The sequence below is a fragment of the Aeromonas sp. Y293-4 genome (assembly GCF_027705905.1).
Lineage (GTDB): Bacteria > Pseudomonadota > Gammaproteobacteria > Enterobacterales > Aeromonadaceae > Aeromonas > Aeromonas veronii.
Genome location: NZ_JAPDCI010000021.1, coordinates 1 through 17533, shown reverse-complemented (window position 1 = coordinate 17533; position 17533 = coordinate 1). Strand labels below are relative to the sequence as shown.

The 17533-nt window shown below is 57.9% G+C and carries 14 protein-coding genes; 7 read left to right on the top strand and 7 right to left on the bottom strand.

Annotation, left to right across the window (positions count from 1 at the left end):
- Nucleotides 1-85: 85 nt before the first annotated feature.
- The 4 genes from OKC31_RS18815 to apbC all read right to left on the bottom strand — a co-directional run bounded on the left by OKC31_RS18815 (nucleotide 86) and on the right by apbC (nucleotide 4414).
- Entirely contained in the window at nucleotides 86-1555 is a 1470-nt protein-coding gene (locus OKC31_RS18815) for an inorganic phosphate transporter (RefSeq protein ID WP_019445142.1), read from the bottom strand.
- A gap of 376 nt (nucleotides 1556-1931) precedes the next feature.
- Nucleotides 1932-2513: a dCTP deaminase gene (gene dcd / locus OKC31_RS18810; protein ID WP_005336719.1), complete on the bottom strand. Its 582-nt coding sequence runs from the start codon at nucleotides 2511-2513 to the stop codon at nucleotides 1932-1934.
- Nucleotides 2514-2576: 63 nt separating this feature from the next.
- Nucleotides 2577-3221, bottom strand: coding sequence for a uridine kinase (gene udk / locus OKC31_RS18805; RefSeq protein ID WP_005345570.1), 645 nt, complete (start codon nucleotides 3219-3221; stop codon nucleotides 2577-2579).
- A 110-nt stretch (nucleotides 3222-3331) separates the two neighbouring features.
- The gene (gene apbC / locus OKC31_RS18800) at nucleotides 3332-4414 is read right to left on the bottom strand and encodes an iron-sulfur cluster carrier protein ApbC (RefSeq protein WP_124929465.1); all 1083 of its coding nucleotides are present in this window, start codon (nucleotides 4412-4414) and stop codon (nucleotides 3332-3334) included.
- Between the two features lie 186 nt (nucleotides 4415-4600).
- Here apbC and metG point away from each other — a divergent pair, with 186 nt between their 5' ends.
- Nucleotides 4601-6634, top strand: coding sequence for a methionine--tRNA ligase (metG, locus tag OKC31_RS18795; RefSeq protein ID WP_201932064.1), 2034 nt, complete (start codon nucleotides 4601-4603; stop codon nucleotides 6632-6634).
- Nucleotides 6635-6743: 109 nt separating this feature from the next.
- Here metG and OKC31_RS18790 read toward each other — a convergent pair whose 3' ends face one another.
- Together OKC31_RS18790 and OKC31_RS18785 are read right to left on the bottom strand one after the other, a co-directional pair.
- Complete coding sequence (locus OKC31_RS18790) at nucleotides 6744-7490, bottom strand: CHAD domain-containing protein (protein WP_247822761.1); 747 nt, start codon at nucleotides 7488-7490, stop codon at nucleotides 6744-6746.
- Nucleotides 7491-7517: 27 nt separating this feature from the next.
- Nucleotides 7518-7790 carry an acylphosphatase gene (locus OKC31_RS18785; RefSeq protein WP_194496408.1) on the bottom strand — a complete coding sequence of 91 codons (273 nt, stop codon included), beginning with the start codon at nucleotides 7788-7790 and terminating at the stop codon, nucleotides 7518-7520.
- Between the two features lie 82 nt (nucleotides 7791-7872).
- Between OKC31_RS18785 and OKC31_RS18780 the strand changes: the two genes are divergently transcribed.
- The 6 genes from OKC31_RS18780 (at nucleotide 7873) to OKC31_RS18755 (ending at nucleotide 15365) form a co-directional block, all read left to right on the top strand.
- Nucleotides 7873-9303 (top strand): methyl-accepting chemotaxis protein, encoded by a 1431-nt coding sequence (locus OKC31_RS18780; RefSeq protein ID WP_247822760.1) that lies wholly within the window; start codon nucleotides 7873-7875, stop codon nucleotides 9301-9303.
- Nucleotides 9304-9416: 113 nt separating this feature from the next.
- On the top strand, nucleotides 9417-10610 hold the full coding sequence (locus OKC31_RS18775) for a class I SAM-dependent methyltransferase (RefSeq protein WP_270657396.1): 1194 nt from the start codon (nucleotides 9417-9419) through the stop codon (nucleotides 10608-10610).
- A gap of 344 nt (nucleotides 10611-10954) precedes the next feature.
- Nucleotides 10955-12139 (top strand): acyltransferase family protein, encoded by a 1185-nt coding sequence (locus tag OKC31_RS18770; protein WP_247822759.1) that lies wholly within the window; start codon nucleotides 10955-10957, stop codon nucleotides 12137-12139.
- Between the two features lie 409 nt (nucleotides 12140-12548).
- Nucleotides 12549-13586: a selenide, water dikinase SelD gene (gene selD / locus OKC31_RS18765; protein WP_270657395.1), complete on the top strand. Its 1038-nt coding sequence runs from the start codon at nucleotides 12549-12551 to the stop codon at nucleotides 13584-13586.
- Nucleotides 13583-14698, top strand: a complete 1116-nt coding sequence (mnmH, locus tag OKC31_RS18760) for a tRNA 2-selenouridine(34) synthase MnmH (RefSeq protein WP_270657394.1) — start codon at nucleotides 13583-13585, stop codon at nucleotides 14696-14698. Before selD ends, mnmH begins: the two co-directional genes overlap by 4 nt.
- Nucleotides 14699-14720: 22 nt before the next feature.
- The gene (locus tag OKC31_RS18755) at nucleotides 14721-15365 is read left to right on the top strand and encodes an MBL fold metallo-hydrolase (RefSeq protein WP_270657393.1); all 645 of its coding nucleotides are present in this window, start codon (nucleotides 14721-14723) and stop codon (nucleotides 15363-15365) included.
- 70 nt (nucleotides 15366-15435) lie between these two features.
- Here the strand turns inward: OKC31_RS18755 and OKC31_RS18750 are convergent, their stop codons facing one another.
- Nucleotides 15436-17259 (bottom strand): hypothetical protein, encoded by a 1824-nt coding sequence (locus OKC31_RS18750; RefSeq protein WP_270657392.1) that lies wholly within the window; start codon nucleotides 17257-17259, stop codon nucleotides 15436-15438.
- Between the last annotated feature and the right edge of the window lie 274 nt (nucleotides 17260-17533).

The window sequence follows — 17533 nt, the reverse complement described above, 5'->3', positions numbered from 1 at the left end:
CGACCTATCCTGCATATAAAAAATGCCGCCCGATCTTTCGACCGGGCGGCATTGTCATTGTGATGCGCGTTATGAGCGCGGCAGATCAACCAAAAAGATGGTGGCTGACGATGAACAGGCCGCCGGAGAGCAGCATTGTCAGCGGCAGAGTCAATACCCAGGCCATCAGGATGGTCTTGATGGTCTGGCTCTGCAGGCCGGATTTGTTTGCAATCATGGTCCCCGCCACCGCAGAAGAGAGGATGTGGGTGGTGGACACCGGCATACCGGTCAGACTGGCGACCCCGATGGAGGTTGCTGCCGTGATCTGGGCCGCAATGCCCTGGCTGTAGGTCATGCCGGTGGTGCCGATCTTCTCGCCCACGGTATGAACGATACGACGCCAGCCCACCATGGTGCCGCAACCCAGCGCCAACGCGATGGAGACGATCACCCAGGTCGGTGCGTATTCAGCGGTCGCGGTCAGATCCTTGCGCCATTTGGCCAGATCAGTCAGCTCCTTGGCTGGCAGCGGCAGCTTGGCAGCCTTGCGGGCGGTGTCATCGATACAGAGCAGCAGACGACGCACTTCGCGGCGGTCGGTCAGGCTCATCTGATCATAAGTACGCACGGCCCCCAGACGGGCATCCAGAGTGGCCATCGCCTGCAGCACGCCATCGGCGGAGCAGTGAGTCATCAGCTCTTCCTGAGCCGTTGCAGGTGCAGAGAAGTTGATGACGCCAGAGAGGGCGGACTGGTTGCGCTGGTAGATCTCCATAATGCGCTGGTTGGCATCCTGGGTCCGATCCAGGTCATAAGAGCGGCTGTTCATGTCCAGCGCGAAATAGGCGGGTGCCATGCAGATCAGCACCAGCATCACCAGACCGATGCCCTTCTGGCCATCGTTGGAACCGTGCACGAAGCTGACGCCCATGGCCGAGGCCACCAGGGTCAGACGCGCCCAAAACGGCGGGTGCTTCTTGCCATCCACCAGCTGACGCTCTTCCGGTGTTTTGTGGATCTTGTTGCTGGTCCAGATGCGTTTCATTGCCAGCAGCAGCAGTGCCGCGATGATGAAACCGATGGTGGGAGAGATGATGAGGGAAAGCATGATGTCGATCGCTTTGCCCACGTTGATCCCTTCTGTCACCGGTTTATGGGTGATCCAGGCATAGGCGCCGCCTACCCCCAGAATGGAACCGATCAAGGTATGTGAACTGGAGGCCGGGATCCCGAAGAACCAGGTTCCCAGATTCCACACGATGGCGGAAAAGAGCAGCGAGAAGACCATGATCAACCCTTGGGTGGAGTCCATCCCAAGCAGCAGGTCGATGGGCAGCAGATGGACAATGGCATAGGCCACACCCAGTCCGCCGAACATGACGCCAAAAAAGTTGAAGATCCCCGATGCGACGACCGCCAGGTGAGCTGGCATCGCCTTGGTATAGATAACCGTTGCTACCGCGTTGGCGGTATCGTGAAAGCCATTGATAAATTCATAGGCAAGCACAAAAAAAACGGCCAATACCAAACCGATTGACCACCACAAACCCAAACCACTAAACATTTCAAACATAAAAAAAAGCCTGTTTATGAGTTGCGGCGGATTATGCCAGATGGCGGCCAACACCATAGCCACCATTGAAATATTTCAGCCATAAAAAAAAAGAGCTTTTTGGAAAAAAATATCCTAGAGCCAGTCATCATGCGGCTTGCCATCGATTAATTAAAGCCGCCAATGATTGCGGGAAAGGGCAAAAATAGCTGACAATTAAGCCAATAATTTCATTTTTATGACGTTTTTATGACAGAAGACAGGCGAAAGTGGTGATAAAACGTCCCTGCCCCGCCAATCTCATCCGACCAGCACCATCAGCCCCATATCCGTTTGATTCCAGATGCAAAAAGGGAGCACCTTGTGCTCCCTTGAATCGTTGCCGTGTTGCCAGTTATCAGTCCTGATTGATACGGCTGGCAACGGCGCCCTGCTGGCTCTTGTACTTGGCATTTTCCCGCTTGTTGTAGGGACGGGCCGCGACGCCGGAGAGCATCTCGAAGTTCAAGGCGCCAATTTTCATCTTCGGGCGCAGTGCCAGCGGCAGTTTGCCGCCGTTGTAGAACTCCAGCACAATGCGACCGGACCAACCCGGATCGATCCGGTGCGCCGTCACGTGCACCATCAGACCCAGGCGCGCCAATGAAGAGCGGCCATCCAGCCAGCCGACGATATCGGCCGGCAGGGTGACGGATTCGTAGGTCACCGCCAGCGCCAGCTGACCCGGGTGCAGGTAGAAGGCTTCACCATCGGGGATGTGGATCTCGTCACTCATCACCCGATCGATGGCATCGGCCATCTCGCTGCTCGGGCCGCTCAGGTCGATATAGGGTGCGGTATGATCGCGAAAAACCCGAAACTCGTTACCCAGCAGCACATCGACACTGACACCACTGATCCGCTCTACCCCGGGCCGTGGCTCAATGACGATCTTGCCTTCATCCAGATGGCGTTCAATATCGGTATCACACAGACGCATTGGGCGACTCTCCTGACAAATTGTGCTTTTAAAAAAGCCGGGCATCACCCGGCTTGTTTCATCTTAACCGATCAACATGTGGCGGATACGCGCCTTGAGCATGTCGATGGCGATGCGGTTCTTGCCACCACGGGGCACGATCACATCGGCATACTGTTTGGACGGCTCGATAAACTGCAGGAACATCGGACGCACCGTCTTCTGGTACTGCTTGAGCACGGAGTCCATGGTACGGCCACGCTCCTGCACATCACGCACCAGACGGCGCAGCAGGCAGATGTCGAGCGGGGTATCCATGAAGATGGAGGCATCCATCAGATCCCGTAGACGGCTGTCGGTCAGCAGCAGGATCCCTTCCAGAATGATCACCCGGCGCGGGGCAAACGGGGTCACTTCGCTCATCCGGGTATGTTCGGTGTAGGAGTACTGGGGAATGGCAACCGCGTCACCTTTGACCAGCTGACTAAGGTGCTGTACCAGCAGGTCGTGATCCAGCGCGTTGGGGTGGTCATAGTTGGTCTTGACCCGCTCTTCCATGGTCAGGTGGGTCTGATCACGGTAGTAGCAATCTTCGGTGATCACACCAATCTGACCTGCGCCCAGTTCGGCCACCAGCTCTTCATAAATGGTCTGGGCTATAAGACTTTTGCCAGACGCAGATGCGCCCGCAATACCGATGATCACACACGAATGTTGAGTATCAGACATGACAAATACCTAAAAGAGAAGAGCAGTGGGGATGGTTTAAACCGATCCATTATATAAAAAAGGGTGGGTCATGCCCACCCTCAATTCCCTTTCAAGTGACCGACCGCCGATTATTCATCCAGCGCCATGGCATAGAGGGGGGTCGCAATCGGTTTTGCGCTGAAAAAGAGTTCAGCCCCTACCCTGCGCGCTAGCTTCAAATAGGCCTGAGCCAGGCTTCCTTCCGGTGCGCCGAACACCGTCGGACAGCCATCATCCATGTGTTGGCGGATATCGATGTGCAGTGGTAATTGACCAAGCAGTGCCACTTGATACTGCTCTGCCATCTTCTGGCCGCCACCGGTACCAAACAGCGGCTCGTGATGCCCGCAGGCGCTGCAGACGTGGTAGCTCATATTCTCGATAATACCGAGCACCGGCACATTGACCTTGTTGAACATGGCGATCCCCTTGCGGGCATCGGCCAGCGCCACATCTTGCGGGGTGGTAACGATCACCGCCGCCGACGTCGGCACCTGCTGTGCCATGGTGAGCTGGATATCGCCGGTACCCGGCGGCATGTCCACCACCAGATAATCCACCTCGCCCCAGCGGGTCTCATGGAGGATCTGCGCCAACGCCTTGCTCGCCATCGGGCCGCGCCAGATGGTGGCATCCTGCTCGGAGACCAGATAGCCGATGCTGTTGCTCTTGAGGCCACAGGCCATCACCGGCTCCATCAGCTTGCCATCATGGCTGACGGGACGCTCCTTGAGGGTGCCCATCATGGTGGGAATGGAGGGGCCATAGATATCGGCATCGAGAATAGCGACCCGCGCCCCCTCTTTTTGCAGCGCCAGCGCCAGATTGACCGCGGTGGTGGACTTGCCTACCCCCCCCTTGCCGGAAGCAACCACGATGATGTTGCGAATGCCCTGCACGGCATTGAGGCCCTGCGCCCGCGGCATGCTGGCGACGTCAATCTCCAATGCCCAGTCGATACGGGCAGCACCGGTGGCGCTGCGCAGTCTGGCATCGTAGTTCTCTTTAAGCTGATCGAGCAGCGAGAGACCGGCAAACGGCAATACCAGCCGGATAGTAAGCCCCTGACCCTGATTGATGATCTCGCGAACGAATCCGGCATCCACCAGATCCTTGCTCCAGCCTGCCGGCTTAAATTCGGCGAGGATCTGTTTTACTGAATCAATCACCATTAACTCCTCATTATGTTGTCATTATCTTGAGGTGAACGGTTACCGCACACAAATCAGTGGCTTGCCTGCAGTACAGATGGTGTATCCGGCCAAGCCCGGCACAGCCACAACCCTAGGCAGGCTACCCCCAATTCGGGTAACATGCACGGCACTCTATCATCCCAACAAGCACATCAAGAACGTAATATGGCAACTGATCCTCGTAAAATGCTGGTAACCTGCGCCCTCCCCTATGCCAATGGCTCCATTCACCTTGGCCACATGCTGGAACATATCCAGGCCGATATCTGGGTTCGTTATCAGCGAATGCGCGGTCATCAGGTGCACTTTATCTGTGCCGATGATGCCCACGGCACCCCGATCATGCTCAAGGCACAGCAGATGGGGATCACCCCGGAAGAGATGATTGCCGCAGTCTCCAAGGAGCACCAGGCCGACTTCGCCGGGTTCAACATCAGCTTTGACAACTATCACTCCACCCACAGCGACGAAAACCGCGAGCTGGCGGAGTTGATCTACGGCCGCCTGAAAAATGGTGGCTTTATCAAGAGCCGCACCATCTCCCAGCTGTTCGATCCGGAAAAATCGATGTTCCTGCCGGACCGTTTCGTCAAGGGAACCTGCCCCAAGTGCAAATCTCCGGAGCAGTATGGCGACAACTGTGACAGCTGCGGCGCCACCTACAGCCCGACTGAGCTTATCGATCCGAAATCTGCCGTCTCCGGCGCGACTCCGGTAATGAAGGACTCCGAGCACTTCTTCTTCGACCTGCCGCAGTTTGAAAAATGGCTCTCTGAGTGGGTGCGCGGCTCCGGCGCCATTCAGGAAGAGATGGCCAACAAGATGCAGGAGTGGTTCGAAAGCGGCTTGCAGCAGTGGGACATCACCCGTGACGCCCCCTACTTCGGTTTCGAAATTCCCGGCGCCCCGGGCAAGTACTTCTACGTCTGGCTCGATGCCCCCATCGGCTACATGGCTTCCTTCAAGAACCTGTGCAACAAGCGTGGCGATATCGACTTTGACAGCTACTGGAAAGCGGACTCCGACGCCGAGCTCTACCACTTCATCGGCAAGGATATCGCCTACTTCCACTGCCTGTTCTGGCCGTCCATGCTGGAAGGTGCCAACTTCCGCAAGCCGACCAAGGTCAACGTGCACGGTTATGTGACCGTCAACGGCGCCAAGATGTCCAAGTCCAAGGGCACCTTCATCAAGGCATCCACCTACCTGAACCACCTGGATCCGGAGTGCCTGCGTTACTACTACGCCGCCAAGCTCAACAGCCGCATCGACGATCTGGACCTGAACCTCGAAGATTTCGTGCAGCGCGTCAACGCCGACGTGGTCAACAAGCTGGTCAACCTTGCCTCCCGCAACGCCGGCTTTATCGCCAAGCGTTTTGGCGGCAAGCTGGCGGCAACCTGCGCCGAACCCGAGCTCTACGCCGAATTCGCCAATGCTCGTACCGCCATTGCCGAGGCTTATGAGAGCCGCGAATTCAGCCGCGCCATCCGCGAGATCATGGCGCTGGCCGACAAGGCCAACCGCTACGTGGACGACAAGGCGCCCTGGGTTATCGCCAAGCAGGAAGGGGCTGACGCCGAGCTGCAGGCGGTCTGCTCGGTCGGCATCAACCTGTTCCGCGTGCTGATGGCCTACCTCAAGCCCGTCATGCCGCTGCTGGCCGAACGTGCCGAAGCCTTCCTGGCCGAAACCCTCAGCTGGGATGGCATCGAGATGCCGCTGGTCAATCACACCGTTGCGCCGTTCAAGGCCCTCTTCTCCCGCATCGAGCCGGCGAAGATTGAAGCCATGATCGAGGCATCCAAGGAAGACCTGGCCAAGGAGCAGGCACCGAAAGTGACCGGTCCGCTAGCTGATGACCCCATCAGCGAAACCATCACCTATGACGATTTTGCCAAGATTGACCTGCGCGTCGCGCTGATCAAGAAGGCCGAAGCGGTACCGGAAGCCGAGAAGCTGCTCAAGCTGCAACTGGATATCGGCGGCGAAACCCGTCAGGTGTTTGCCGGTATCAAGTCCGCTTACAACCCGGAAGATCTGGAAGGCAAGCTGACCGTGATGGTGGCCAACCTGGCGCCGCGCAAGATGCGTTTCGGCATGTCCGAAGGCATGGTGCTGGCTGCAGGCCCGGGCGGCAAGGATCTCTGGATCCTGGAGCCGCAGGAAGGCGCCCAGCCTGGCATGCGCGTCAAGTAAGCGCATCGAACCGATAAAAAAGAGGCCTCTGGGCCTCTTTTTTTGTCTCTGCACTCTTTTCGTCTCTGCGACTCTGCGGATTGCTCCCATTGACCATCCAGCAGGATGGTTAGAGCGGGCTATTCAGCATCGCCACCTTGAGCCCCACCAGTTCAGCCTGCTGGCAATCGAGGCGGCGTAACTGCGTCACTATCTTGCGCTTGAGTTTGCGCCTTACTCTGCGTTGCTGTTTGTTTCCTTTCAGGGCGCGCCGCCACTGACGCCAATCCTGCAACTGCCCGAGCCGCTCCTGCCAATGACTAAAGGCGCTGACCCACTGTGCCTCCCCCGCCCCCAGCTCCAGCAGTAACTCGGCGCCGTAGCGCGCCTGTTTTATCTCAAGGCGCAGATGATGCCAGCGACGCAGCTGCTGGCGATGGGAGACGTTGCCAACTTGGTTCTCATCAAGTCGGCTCAATGCCCCATCGAGGCGGCGGGCAAGTTGGCGTCGGTAGTGACGAGCCAGCCCTGAGGTATCGGGAATTTGCTCTAATTCATACAGCCAGTGGGCAAGCAGGCCCGAAAAAAGGGGAACCGTCACCTTGGGCAAGACGATTGTGGATGACGCGCCAAAGCGCGCGGCGTAAACCTGTGCATCGCGCAGGGCCGAGAGTCGGCCAATGGCCCGCTGCAGCCGTCGTTCCAGTTTTGGATGACAAAGGGCGGGTCGCCACAATGCGAGCAGTGCCTGCATACGGCGCGCAGCGATGCGGTAACCATGGACATGGGGTTCGCTCGCTTCGCGGCACACTGCACGAGCGGCATGGCGGTAGCTGGCAACCAGTACCCGGGCCTGCACCAGCAAGGGATCAAGCATATTGGCAACCATGATGTCCCCGGCAGCTCAGTTGGTATGAAATCCCTGACCGGTGGGCGGTAGCGCCTCTTCATATTCCATCCGGGTCACCCGAGCGGTGCGCGGGCCATGTTCCAGCCAGCCCAGCATCATCTGTACCCCCTGCGTCGGCCCGCTGATGAGGATCTCCACCGAGCCATCCTCCAGGTTGTAGGCATGGCCGCGCAGCCCCAGCTGCAAGGCTCGCTCACGGGTGAAGTAGCGAAATCCGACCCCTTGCACCTGCCCCCACACCCGAATGACAAACGATTGCTCTCCCATTTCTCACACCTTCTGCTTAAAAAAAAAATTCCCGAGACGATAATGTGCCCGACACTCTATCTCTGCAGGATGCAGCTCCATTATGAAAGAAGTTAAATTCCGGTGGGTTGACCGCTATCTCATTCACCTCACCATCAGTGAAAAATTCCACATCGCCTTCTGGCTTCCCCTGCTGATCATCGCCTTTCTCAGCTGGTATCTGCTGGCAAACAGCCACGAGCAGGAGATAAAACTCAAGGTTGAGCAGTTGCAGCAGCGGGTCGAGACCACGGCACAACTGGTCAACCAGCAGCCAACGCTCACTCTGCCAGCCGATCTGCGCATTCAGCCACAAGGGGTGAGCGGACTCGAACAACAGGGCGATCGCTACCGCTTCACCGCACCAGCGGGTCAGGCTGGCTATGTGACCGGCGAGCTCGACACCAGTACCTCCTCAATGTGGGATGATCAGGGCACCACGCTCACCATGATTGGGGCGCTGGCTGCCCTGATGGCACTGGTGATCCACTACATGATGACCTTTGTCTCCGGCGCCCTGTACTCCACCAACAAGGCGCTGCAAACCGTGGCCGACGGCGATCTCACCTTCCGCCTCAACTTCTTCCCGGTACGGGACGAGTTCTCTACCCTGGCGGGCAGCATCGACCGCTTTACTGACCGCCAGCACCAGATCGTCAAGCTGGTCGAAGAGTCTGCCGAGGCGCTGACCATGGCCGCCGACGAGTTTCGTGACCATGCCCGCGAAGGCGAGACCATGGCGCGTTCCCAGCGCCAGCACATGGATTCACTGGCCACCGCCATGGAGCAGATGTCGGCGGCAATCCGCGAAGTGGCGCGCAATGCCAACGACACCCTGCAGCAGACCCGTCAGTCGAGCGAAGAGGCGGCCAATGGCGCCAACCGGGTAGCACGCACCATAGAGGCGATCCGTACCCTGGCCGACGAGATTGGCAACGCCTCCGGCGCGGTCGAACGGCTCACCCACAACGCCAACCGGATCAACGAAGTAGTTAACGTCATCAACGCCATCTCCCAGCAGACCAACCTGTTGGCGCTCAACGCCGCCATCGAAGCGGCCCGGGCCGGTGAGCAGGGTCGCGGCTTTGCGGTGGTAGCGGACGAGGTGCGCACCCTCGCCAGCCGCACCCAGCAGGCGACGGTGGAGATCCAGCAGATGATCGAAGAGCTGCAAACCGGTACCGGGGCGCTGAACGAGATCATGGAAAAAACCGTGGGCCGCGCCGCCAGCAGCCAGCAGCTCATCAGCGAGGTGGGGCTCGATATCGAGAAGCTGAGCAACCACAGCGATGCGGTACTGGAGATGAGCACCCAGATCGCCACCTCCAGCGAGGAGCAGAGCTCGGTCGCCGCCGAGATCACCCACAATCTGGATCAAGTGCGCCATGAAGCGGCGCAGGTGGAAGAGTCCGCCAGCGCCTCGGTAGCCGGTACGCAGGGGCTGAAAGCCACCGCCAGCGAGCTGACCCAGGCGCTCAAGGGTATTAAGCTCTGACCGTATGAGGTGTCAGATCAGGGCAACCCCATCCATTACACAGGGTTGTTTGAGTTTTACCTGCGGGCCACATAGAATGTGGCCCCTTTTCTTTCTACCATCGGCAAACATCCATGAGCGCTTCCATCTATCTCGTCAAAGGCCGCGAAAAATCCCTGCTGCGTCGCCACCCCTGGATCTTCTCCAAGGGGATTGAGCGGGTTCAGGGCAACCCCATTGACGGCGATACCGTCGAGATCTATGCCAACGATGGCAAGTGGCTCGCCCGTGGCGCCTGGTCAGGCAGCTCCCAGATCCGTGCCCGGGTCTGGACCTTCGACAAGGATGAAACCGTCGATCTCGACTTCTTTATCCGTCGCCTCAAATACGCACAAGAGTCCCGTGACGGGCTCATCAAGCGTCAGGGCCTCACCGGTTATCGCCTCTGCGCCGCCGAATCCGACGGTCTGCCGGGTCTGACCATCGATCGTTACGCCGATTTTCTGGTGTGCCAGATCCTCTCTGCCGGTGCCGAGTTCCAGCGCGAGCTGATAACGCAGGCGCTGCGTACCCTCTACCCCGAGTGCAGCATCTATGAGCGCTCCGATGTAGCAGTGCGCAAGAAGGAAGGGCTGAAAGAGCGCACTGGCGTTATCTATGGCGAGACCCCGAACGAGCCGGTGGTCATCGAGGAGAATGGCGGCGTCAAGATCCTGGTGGATATTCGCAACGGTCACAAAACCGGTTTCTATCTGGATCAGCGGGATAACCGTCAGGCTGCCGCCAAGTACACCGAAGGCAAGCGGGTGCTCAACTGCTTCTGCTACACCGGTGGATTTGGCGTCTATGCCCTCAAGGGCGGCGCCAAGGAAGTGGTCAACATCGATCTCTCCCAGAATGCGCTGGATATCGCCCGCCAGAACGCCGAGCTGAACGGGCTGGATACCAGCAATACCCAGTTTGTCCGTCACGACGTCTTCAAGCTGCTGCGTGAATACCGCGAAAAGGGCGAGAAGTTCGACGTCATCGTGCTGGATCCGCCCAAGTTTGCCGAGAGCAAGGCGCAGCTGCTGGGTGCCTGCCGTGGCTACAAGGACATCAACATGCTGGCGTTCCAGCTGCTGGCACCGGGTGGCGTGCTCTTGACCTACTCCTGCTCCGGCCTGATGGAGCAGAGCCTGTTCCAGAAGATCGTTGCCGATGCGGCGCTCGATGCCGGTCGCGATGCCCAGATCCTGGAGCTGCTCTCCCAGGCCTCTGATCACCCCATCGGTACCGCCTATCCGGAAGGCTTCTACCTCAAGGGTCTGGTGGTACGCGCCCGCTGATCGGCAACCACCCTCCCCTTGTGATCAATCAGGCCCCTTGCGGGCCTGATTGTTTTGCTTAACGCCTATAGACCTGACCCTCGCCCCGTTGACCACCCTCTCTGCTTTATGGGTGTTCTCTCTCCTCCTCTTTCCCTGCCTGTGTCCCACGTCTTTATCTGTTTAAATTTTTTGCACAATAACTGCACATTCATGATTTAAATCACACCCGTATGGCTCTCTTTTCCGTAGTGTGATCCCACCTGCGGCAGCCAAGCCGGGGCAACCGTCCCATCAGGATTGATGGACGGTACAACAACAAAAATCGATGTCAGGCCAAGCTGAACATCACAAGGGATCCCGTTATGAATCAATCATTGCCGCTGTTAACGCCGCTGCGGGGCATAGCTGCCCTGATGGTGGTGCTGTTCCATGCCCGCTTGCTGCTCTTTCCCCAATGGATGGAGTCGATCGCAGGCCACACCCAACTCATCGAGAATGGCTACCTCTGGGTCGACCTGTTCTTTATTTTGAGCGGCGTGGTGCTGGCCCATGTCTATGGCGAGGCCTTCACCCGCACGCCCCGCACCGTGAGCTATGGCCGTTTTCTCTGGCTGCGGCTGACCCGCGTCTATCCCCTCTATCTGGTGACCCTGCTGCTGCTGGTCGGCTGGGAGCTTTACAAGGCGCAGCACGGGGTGGGCTTCTACGCCGGCCCCTTGTTCAAGATGTGGGAGTGGGAAGGGATGCCCCCCTTCGGCTCCCCCTTCACCCCGGCCGAGGCGCTGCCGAGCGCCTTCCTGCTGCTGCAGGTGGTAACCGATCACGGATTGACCTGGAACTTCGCCGCCTGGTCGCTCAGCGTGGAGTGGATCAGCTACCTGCTGTTCCCGCTGCTGATTCCGCTGGCGGTCACCCGCAGTCGCTGGAGCCATCTCGCCCCCCTGCTGGCGCTGACGGTGCTGGCCTTTATCGTGCACAGTCGCGGCACCCTGGATGTCACCAGCGGCGCCTTGGCGGTGGGGCGCGGGGTGAGTGAATTTGTGCTCGGCCTCTGGCTGTTGCCGAGGGTCAAGGCCGCAAAAGGCTTGCCCATGATGCAGCGAGATCTGCCGCTGCTGGTCGCCTTTGTGGTGCCCTTCGCGCTGATGCAGTTCACCATGACGCCACCACTGACTCTGCTGCTGATCGGCTCCTACGTGCTGCTGATCTGGATTGCCGCCTGCCAGGGCAATCGCCAAAGCCCGCTGCTGCGCCTCATGGATAACCGCTTCACCAACTGGCTGGGGGATCTCTCCTACTCCATCTACCTGCTCCATGCGCTGGTGCTGCTCACCGGTTGCGAGCTCATCCACTATCTGGCACCGGGGATCACCGAGTGGTGGTATGGCCAGACCAACCCGCTGCTGGGGGTAGTGGCCACCTTGCTGATGCTGGCGGTGCTGATCGGGCTCTCGGCGTTGAGCTACAACCTGCTGGAGCGGCCACTGCAACGGCGCCTGCGCCGCTGGGGCAAGGCTCGCCAGCGGGTGCTGGAGCAAACCGGCTAACCCGTTTTCGCCCGCTGATTGCCCCGCAGAGGTTAAACCAAGCTCTGCGGGGCAAATCCACGAGAGCTCACCCCCTGCCGATAACTGAGCGGCTCATGCCAGCGCCCTCTTCCCTAACCCTCCACCCGCCAATCCCCTTCGCTTTGTGTGAATTCCTGTTCGAACCGGAGGGGGCATTTGTGGCATAATGCCCTGTCCTGTGGCCCTTGGCGGGGCTGTGTTGGCGCATCTGTCGCCTCTTCTTCCCCGTCCTACCCGGCAGCCCTGCGTGACTGCCTGACATCACTGCTTCCAGAAGCAGCCAAGGCCACCTATTTTTGCGGCTCTTTACATGACGGTAGATGGCCGCGCATTGACCAAGATGGCTCCCACAGAGCCTCTGCACACGGTGCACAAACAAGGGGTAAGTATGTCTTCCATTCGTCTGACCCAATACAGCCACGGCGCTGGCTGTGGCTGCAAAATCTCTCCCAAGGTGCTCGACACCATTCTCAAGAGCCAGATCCCGGGCTTCAACGACCCGACCCTGATCGTTGGCAACAGCAGCAAGGATGACGCGGCCGTGGTCGATATCGGCAACGGTCAGGGCATTGTCTCCACCACCGACTTCTTCATGCCCATCGTCGATGACCCCTTCACCTTTGGCCGCATCGCCGCCACCAATGCCATCAGCGATATCTACGCCATGGGCGGCAAGCCTATCGTTGCCATCGCCATCCTCGGCTGGCCCATCAATACCCTGCCCGCCGAAGTGGCCCAGCAGGTGATCGACGGCGGCCGTCAGGTGTGCCACGAAGCGGGGATTTCGCTGGCCGGTGGTCACAGTATCGATGCCCCCGAGCCCATCTTCGGCCTCGCAGTCACCGGTATCGTGCCTCTGGATGCCATCAAGCAGAACGATACCGCCAAGGTGGGTGACACCCTCTATCTGACCAAGCCCCTCGGTATCGGTATCCTCACCACCGCCCAGAAGAAGGGCAAGCTGAAGCCCGAGCACGAGCAACTGGCCCCCAACGCCATGTGCACCCTCAACAAGATCGGCCAGCGTTTTGCCGAGCTGCCGGGTGTCCACGCCATGACCGACGTCACCGGCTTTGGTCTGGCGGGTCATCTGCTGGAGATGTGCGAAGGATCCAATGTCAGCGCCCGCCTCGACTTCAAGGCGCTGCCGCTGCTGGACGAGGTGGATTACTACCTCACCGAGGGCTGCGTACCGGGTGGCACCCTGCGCAATCACGACTCCTACGGCCACAAGCTCGATGCCATGGACGATCGCACCCGCAACATCATGTGCGACCCGCAAACCAGTGGCGGCCTGCTGGTCGCAGTGGGGAAAGAGAGCGAAGCCGAGCTGCTCGCCATCGCGCGCGAAGCTGGCCTTGCGCTCTCGCCCATCGGCCAGATCAAGCCCCTTGAGGGCTCCCGCTTTATCGAGATTGTCCAATGAGTGAATTGCCACTGGCCACGGACTACGCCCAACTCTTTTTGGACGATGTGCCGTTGATTGATGTGCGCGCCCCCATCGAGTTCAAGGAGGGGGCCTTCCCCTGCTCGACCAATCTGCCCTTGATGACAGACGATGAGCGCGCCCAGGTGGGGACCTGCTTCAAGAAGCAGGGTCAGGCCGCCGCCATTGAGCTTGGACACAAGCTGGTGGGGGGAGCAGTACGTGCCGAGCGACTCGAAGGCTGGCTGGCGCAGTTGCGCCAGCAGCCCGATGCCCTGCTCTACTGCTTTCGCGGCGGCCTGCGCTCGCAAACCGTACAACAGTGGCTGGCTGAAGCGGGGGTGACTCGCCCCCGCGTCGCCGGTGGCTACAAGGAGCTGCGCCGTTTTCTGATCGACACCCAGGACAAGGCCTCTGCCGAGTGTCACTGGAGCGTGCTGACCGGCATGACCGGCTCCGGCAAGACCCATATGCTCGATCAGGTGACCCAGGCGGTGGATCTGGAGGGGCACGCCCATCACAGGGGCTCCTCCTTCGGTCAACTGCCCGGCGGCCAGCCCAGCAACATCAACTTTGAAAACAACCTCGCCATCGAACTGCTCAAGCGCCGCCATCGCGGCGAACACGCCTTCGTGGTCGAGGATGAGAGCCGCCTGATTGGCCGCTGTTGTCTACCCCTCTCCCTCCATGAGGCAATGAGTCAGGCACCGCTGGTGGTGGTGGATGTTCCGCAAATCGATCGGGCCGAGCAAATCCGCGAAGATTACGTGCACGATCTCTGGCTGCGCTATCAAGCCATGTATGGCCAGGAAGCCGGTTGGCCGCTGTTTGCTGCCTACCTCACCGATGCGCTGGCCCGCCTCAAGCGCCGTCTTGGCGATCAGGCCCACCGCGAGCTGGATGCCCTGATGCAGACCGCCCTCACCGAGCAGGAAAAGAGCGGCGATACCGCGCTGCATCTGGCCTGGATCACGTTGCTGCTGACCCGCTACTACGACCCCATGTATCTCTACCAGCTTGGCAACAAGCAGGAGCGCATCGTGTTTCGCGGTGACAAGCAGGCCTGCCTCGACTATTTCGCCGAGCAGCATGCCAGCGCACTGCACGGTTGACCCATCCCAAGAGAGGAACTCTATGTTGAAATTCGAGGTGATCCCGGTCACCCAGTTCGCCCAGAACTGCTCCCTCATCTGGTGTGACGAGACCCATCAGGCGGCCCTGATCGATCCGGGCGGCGAAGCGGACAAACTGCTGGCCGCCATCGCCAAGCGCGGCCTGACCCTGACCCACATCCTGCTGACCCACGGTCATCTGGATCACGTCGGTGCCGCCGCCGAGCTGCGGGGAAAAACCGGCGTCGCCATCACGGGCCCCCACAAAGAGGATGCCTTCTGGCTCGACATGCTGCCCCAGCAGAGCCAGATGTTCGGCTTCGCCCATACCCCCGCCTTCACGCCGGATCGCTGGCTTGAGCAGGGTGACAAGGTGCAGCTTGGCCAGTGCGAGCTGGATGTCTACTTCTGCCCCGGCCACACCCCGGGCCATATCGTGCTGCTCTCCCAAGCCGAGCAGCTCGCCTGGGTTGGCGACGTGCTCTTTGCCGGCAGCATCGGCCGCACCGACTTCCCCCGTGGCGATCACGGGACGCTGATAAAGTCGATCACCGAGACCCTGCTGCCCCTTGGCGACGAGATCGTCTTTATCCCGGGCCACGGCCCCAGCTCCACCTTCGGTCGCGAGAAGGTGAGCAACCCCTACCTGACCCAGCCTATCTGGTGATCAAAAAAGGCAGCGGTATTAGCCGCTGCCTTTTCAATTCGTTACGCTGCAATCTCCCGGTGCGTATCACTCACAATGTCTTTATCCGGACGACACCGAGAAGCCTCTGGTAATCACGATTTTCCTCAAGAAGCGGATCGCTTTGCACAATCGCTGTCAGACATAAACCCAACTCGTCTGATACCCACTGCGGCTCAGCGATAATAGCGTTCAGCAAAGACAATGCATGTGTAGGGAATTGTTTGCATAAGCCTGATTGATGCAGAAGGTGTATAACGTAATGAGTGTTTTGAATCGGCTGTAATCCAGCATGAACTGTCGTTAATGCATCCGGAAACTCACCGCGAGCGGCAATGACCAATCTGGCCAAAGTTTCAGCGATTGTACTCGTGAAGAATGCGTTAGATTTAGGCCAGATATTTTGCCAAAAAGGCTTGGCTCGGTTTATCCAGTACTCCTCACGCTGCTCACCCGCGCCATCAAGCGCTTGAACCAGTGCATGCAAAACACTTTGGAATCCCTCAGGTGGCATAACTTCAATCGCTGCACGGAACTCTTCTGGTTTATAACCATCAGCTTGTGCCAAGGCGACATACGTCATAAATGTTGCGAATTGCTGACTGTGTTCGCCCAGTTGATTGTAATGGCCAGCACAGGCGAGCAAATGTGGTTTAAAGGCCATTAATAAAGGAAGGTAAAGACGGGGTGACCAGAGAAAACCCTGCCAATATGCATTGGCATCAGCTTGATTCTCCCAATCAAGCAGAGGCAACAGGATTTGAGTCGTCCATTCTTGATCCACACGGAAAAATGTAATCAATCGAGAACAGAGTACTATGCGACCATGACGAAAAACCGCAACAGTGGTATCACATAACTCTGTAAATATTGGAGCCAAATCGGCAGGCAGTCCGTCATTATCGTTCAGCTGCTGTTTAAACCACTGGTTCAATAATGCTTGAGTAATATGCCCAACGGGATGGTTAATGGCAGAACCAAGTGGATCATCAACCTCAATTCCATTACGAATGGTACGACTCCCAGCATCGACCTCCATTGGAAGCACCAATATACGACGACAAATGGCAATGATGGATTTGTCGTTATGCTCTTGGGTGCTTGCCCTCTCTATCCACCAAGTTACTGCATGGATTATTTGTAGCAACACAGGCTCGGGCATTGTTAGCACTAATGGAGCAACGAATCGCCATGAACGAAGCAGCATTTTTTCATCAGACCAACATTGCAGAGCGACTCGCCATCGGTCGACAGGCCACTCCCCCTCTTGCGAAAGGTCATACAGGGCTAACAGGCTGTGAAAGAAACGGGTACGGCACACATCGTACCATCCATCTCGATAAGAATCGGTCCTTCCAGATGATTGTTGCTTCAGCCAGTCGACCAATAACTTACGCTTTCGGGGAACAATATCATCATCTCTGCTATCACCAGTGAAACTATTACATTCCTCCGCCCCCCATTCGGGATGAATGTCGGATAGCATGGCGAAGTGTTCTGCTGCCTCTTTTCCCAACACAAGCCCTGAATCATTCAACTTTGCCAATAGCTGCCAAATGGCGTATTCTATATATATTCGTGTTGATTCCAACTCAGATGGTGGCCCAGCCAAAATAGCCGCCTCCAGCTGTATTTGAGCATTTCCTGTCAGTAACAGTCCTTGCGTTTCAAATAGGTTGAAGAGCTCGGATTCAGTATCTCTGGCCCAAAGCCACCGTCCATTATCAGAGCGTAGCCATTCCGACCACAGTTCAGATGAGATGCAGTTATCCTGGCTGGCTGCAAATAAGGCTAAACGTTTAAAGAGGGGATAAGGTAACGAGAACCAAGACTGCGCAATATTGATTGCTTGTACTCGATCACTTTTCAGTACCATTAACCAAGCTTCGCGCAGTAATTCAACAAGAACAAGCCAGTCATAGTGGCCACTATGGGAGTCATATAGAGCAACAGAAGGCAATACAAAATAAGAAAAGTCTTGATACTCGCTGGCATCATTCAGTTCACGCTGCAGATCCAGTGCATCGCGGAGCAGTTGTTGGAATTCATCCAGAAAATAAGGTAAGGCTGTTTCGTGAATTCAGATAATAAGTGCAATGCCCATGGTGCATAGGAGAGAGGCGGTCAACTACCAGTTAGGGTACGCTTCT

Excerpts from the sequence above, each read along its gene's own strand:
- OKC31_RS18755 (WP_270657393.1), top strand. The coding sequence starts at position 14,721 with ATGTTGAAATTCGAGGTGATCCCGGTCACCCAGTTCGCCCAGAACTGC.
- apbC (WP_124929465.1), bottom strand. The coding sequence starts at position 4,414 with ATGGTGATTGATTCAGTAAAACAGATCCTCGCCGAATTTAAGCCGGCA.
- OKC31_RS18815 (WP_019445142.1), bottom strand. The coding sequence starts at position 1,555 with ATGTTTGAAATGTTTAGTGGTTTGGGTTTGTGGTGGTCAATCGGTTTG.
- udk (WP_005345570.1), bottom strand. The coding sequence starts at position 3,221 with ATGTCTGATACTCAACATTCGTGTGTGATCATCGGTATTGCGGGCGCA.
- OKC31_RS18790 (WP_247822761.1), bottom strand. The coding sequence starts at position 7,490 with ATGCTTGATCCCTTGCTGGTGCAGGCCCGGGTACTGGTTGCCAGCTAC.
- OKC31_RS18775 (WP_270657396.1), top strand. The coding sequence starts at position 9,417 with ATGAGCGCTTCCATCTATCTCGTCAAAGGCCGCGAAAAATCCCTGCTG.
- OKC31_RS18770 (WP_247822759.1), top strand. The coding sequence starts at position 10,955 with ATGAATCAATCATTGCCGCTGTTAACGCCGCTGCGGGGCATAGCTGCC.
- OKC31_RS18750 (WP_270657392.1), bottom strand. The coding sequence starts at position 17,259 with ATGGTACTGAAAAGTGATCGAGTACAAGCAATCAATATTGCGCAGTCT.
- dcd (WP_005336719.1), bottom strand. The coding sequence starts at position 2,513 with ATGCGTCTGTGTGATACCGATATTGAACGCCATCTGGATGAAGGCAAG.
- OKC31_RS18780 (WP_247822760.1), top strand. The coding sequence starts at position 7,873 with ATGAAAGAAGTTAAATTCCGGTGGGTTGACCGCTATCTCATTCACCTC.
- selD (WP_270657395.1), top strand. The coding sequence starts at position 12,549 with ATGTCTTCCATTCGTCTGACCCAATACAGCCACGGCGCTGGCTGTGGC.
- metG (WP_201932064.1), top strand. The coding sequence starts at position 4,601 with ATGGCAACTGATCCTCGTAAAATGCTGGTAACCTGCGCCCTCCCCTAT.
- mnmH (WP_270657394.1), top strand. The coding sequence starts at position 13,583 with ATGAGTGAATTGCCACTGGCCACGGACTACGCCCAACTCTTTTTGGAC.
- OKC31_RS18785 (WP_194496408.1), bottom strand. The coding sequence starts at position 7,790 with ATGGGAGAGCAATCGTTTGTCATTCGGGTGTGGGGGCAGGTGCAAGGG.